4 protein-coding genes are annotated in these 2,872 nt (G+C 73.4%); 1 reads left to right on the top strand and 3 read right to left on the bottom strand.

Going from position 1 to position 2,872, the window contains the following annotated elements:
* Positions 1–83: 83 nt before the first annotated feature.
* Both Q4D18_RS11475 and Q4D18_RS11470 read right to left on the bottom strand, forming a co-directional pair.
* Positions 84–788: a hypothetical protein gene (locus Q4D18_RS11475; protein WP_303128527.1), complete on the bottom strand. Its 705-nt coding sequence runs from the start codon at positions 786–788 to the stop codon at positions 84–86.
* 237 nt (positions 789–1,025) lie between these two features.
* Entirely contained in the window at positions 1,026–1,667 is a 642-nt protein-coding gene (locus Q4D18_RS11470; RefSeq protein WP_303128526.1) for a hypothetical protein, read from the bottom strand.
* Positions 1,668–1,946: 279 nt separating this feature from the next.
* On the opposite strand from Q4D18_RS11470, the gene Q4D18_RS11465 reads away from it, so the two are divergent.
* Complete coding sequence (locus Q4D18_RS11465; RefSeq protein WP_303128524.1) at positions 1,947–2,255, top strand: hypothetical protein; 309 nt, start codon at positions 1,947–1,949, stop codon at positions 2,253–2,255.
* A gap of 126 nt (positions 2,256–2,381) precedes the next feature.
* On the opposite strand, the gene Q4D18_RS11460 is transcribed toward Q4D18_RS11465, so the two are convergent.
* The coding region (locus Q4D18_RS11460) for a hypothetical protein (protein ID WP_303128523.1) at positions 2,382–2,872 on the bottom strand (491 nt) is incomplete at its 5' end.

The raw sequence follows: 2,872 nt of genomic DNA, 5'->3' as shown, positions 1-2,872 counted from the left end.
CGCCCCGTCGGCGGACACGGACCGGTCACCGGTGGCCACGGAGTCCAGGTAGTAGTCGATGGACATCTTCGAGATGGACACGGTCATGGCCGGGCCTCCTTCGGGGTTGTCCGGTCACCGGTGGCCACCGCTGACCGGAACCGGGCGTGCGTGGCCAGGATGCGTTTGTCCACGGCCGCCACCGGCTGGCCGGCCACGGCCTTGGCCAGACGACGGCACAGGGTGTCCCACTGCCGGACGATGCCCTGCAGCTGCGCCCGCTCGGTGGCCGCCGCCTCGGCCGCGGCGGACAGGCGGCCGTGCCGGACGGACAGGTCCTCATACCGGGCACGCAGGGCGGACAGCTGGCCGCGCAGGGCGGCCACCTCGTCCGGGGTCAGGTCAGTGCCGGCCGTGGCCACGGACCATGACCGGCGCAGGGCGGACAGCTGGCCGGCCAGGGCGGCGTTGTCCGCCCGGACAGCGACCGTCCGGTTGGCCTGGCCAGCGATGGCCACGGCCGCTGACCGCCGCTCGGCGGCCAGCTGGCCGGCCAGCTGCTGGACCTGCTCGGTCTTGCGCCGGACGCGGGCCTCGAGCTGGCCGATGCGCGTCTCGGCGTCACGACGCTGAGCGCGCTCAGCCTCGAGCTGCGCGGTCAGGGCCAGGACGGCAGGGTCCGGGGTCTGCCCTGCGGTCCTCGCCCGGTAGGCCGCTGAACGGCACGCATGGGTGCAGTACCGCTGGCGCGGCGAGGCGTCCTCGGGCAGGGGATCGGCGCAGTGCGCGCACGGGCGGCGGTCGCTCATGCCCGTGGTTCGCGCCCCGGCCGGGGGCGCGTGTGTCACGCGAATCGTGACGCTAGTGCACCTTGGTGCCAGACGTGTGATGGATGGTTTGCAGGGGTGCTCCGCGCTCAGCGCGGTGCACCCCTGGGTGTCAGCGCTCCCCTGCGGGGTGCGCGGACGGCGGGTGGGCTGCCGCGGTGCGGTGCTCGTCTCGGGTCGTGCTGCGCCGGCGGTGCGGTCCGCCGTCGCGTGCGGCGCTCAGCGGATGGCGTCGGGGCGTGGGAGGGGCTGCGGGGGCCGGACGAGGTGCACGCGGGGCAGGTCGGGCTGCGTGCTGGCCCGCGTGAATGTGGGCACGCGGCGGATGTAGTAGTCGGACAGGGTGTCGTTCAGGGCGGTGGCGGTGATCGTGACGTGTGCGGCGTCGGCGGCGTCGAGCAGGGCAGGGATGAGGCCGGTCCAGAGGGGCTCAGCGGTGCGGGCCCCGGGGCGAGTGGTGAAGAAGTTCTCGACGTGCCAGTCCGCCTCGCGGGCGCGGGCGGAGAGGAAGACGCGGCGGGTGGGGTCCATGTAGGCGCGCAGGGGGCCGCGGTGGACCTGGAAGCGTCCGGCGGTCGCGGCCACGATGAGCACGGCGGCCAGGGCCAGGAGAGCGATCAGCCACGACGGCAGGGGAGCGGAGGCGAACAGCACGGGGGCCAGCGGGACGACCAGGAGCGGGCACACGATGAGCAGCACGAAGCACGCCCCGCCCTGGACGAGGACCCACGGGCGGGCGTCCGTGGGACCGTGACGCCAGGCGTAGACGTAGCCGATCAGCATCCCGGTCAGGATCGTCAGCCCATCGCGCAGTCGCGGAGACGGGTACTCGGGCAGTTCAGGCAGGGGCGGGGTGCTCACGATCTCTAGTCCTTCTCTGGTCGGTGAGTGTCCTCGGGGGCTGGACCAACTCGCTTCTTGGCCGGTGCCCCCTCGTGAAGGTGACCCTACGCACGCACGGTGCCAACACCCCCGGCCGCCTCCTCCAGGTGACCCCACGGACTCCTGGGGCGGGACCCGGCGGAGCGCCAGCGGAGCCGGGGGCCGCCCTGCGGTGGTCCAGCGCCGCGCTGGCCTGGGGGTGCGGGGGGCGGAGCGCCCCCGCGAAAAGGTGTCCACCCCGCATGGTGGGATGCGCGCATGACCGCAGCCCAGCACCGCCACATCCACGTGTACGAAGGGCCGGCCTTCACCCACCCCGACCAGGTGCACAGCACGCGCTACGGCCGCGAGCCGTCCGTGCGCGTCCAGCTGCCAGGCCGTGAGTCCTTCGACGCGATCATGACCCGCTGGAGCGAGCACCATCTGCTCGTCTGCTGGCAGGAGACCCCGGGCGGGCCGATCCAGCAGGCATGGGTCCCCACCAGGTGGGCAAGCCCCCTCGACGCCTCGCAGGCGCGCTGGCGACCGGGGGCCGGACGAGACCCGCTTCCGTGGCGAGACCACTGACCGGCCGGCATCACGCGGCGGGCAAAGGTCGGCCCCTCCAGCCATGAAACGGGATCGGCTGGAGGGGCCTGACGCGGGAGGCCGGAGGGGGGATGGCCTACGACCGCGCTGACATGAGCGTAGCGGCTAGAAGGGGCCGCTCCAGGTGTAGCCGGCCACCTTGGGGATATCGCCGTCCGTCATGACGAAGTAGTAGGTGCGGGCGCCCTGCCCCGCTCGTCGGGTGCCGTCCGGGGCCACCCAGTCCCAGGTGACGTTCACCGTGAGCGCGTTTCCCTCACCGCCGGGGACAATCAGCGCCGTCGGGTCGGAGACCCAGTGACCGCTGGAGGCACGCACCCACTCAGGGTCAGCGGTGCCACGGTCGGAGACGAAGACCTGCGCGGCGCGCTCGGGCGTCATGAGGTGCTTCGCGCGAGCGTCCGAAGCGGTGGGGTCGAGGTCCTTGGCGGGGTCCCACGTTGTCATCACGCGGGCGGCCTCGACGGCTACCTCCTCGGCCGGAGTCTCCGGGGCGAAACCGAAAGGACTGGAGGCTGCGGAGGCGCTGGGGGCCGGGGTCTGCGCTGGCGTGCTCGGGGTGGTGGACGAGGCGATGGTGGGGGAGGGAGGCGCTG

This window comes from Micrococcus sp., assembly GCF_030523875.1.
In the GTDB taxonomy this organism is placed as follows: Bacteria; Actinomycetota; Actinomycetes; order Actinomycetales; family Micrococcaceae; genus Micrococcus.
The sequence above is the reverse complement of the archived record's forward strand: the minus strand, read 5'-3'. Positions and strand labels throughout refer to the sequence as shown.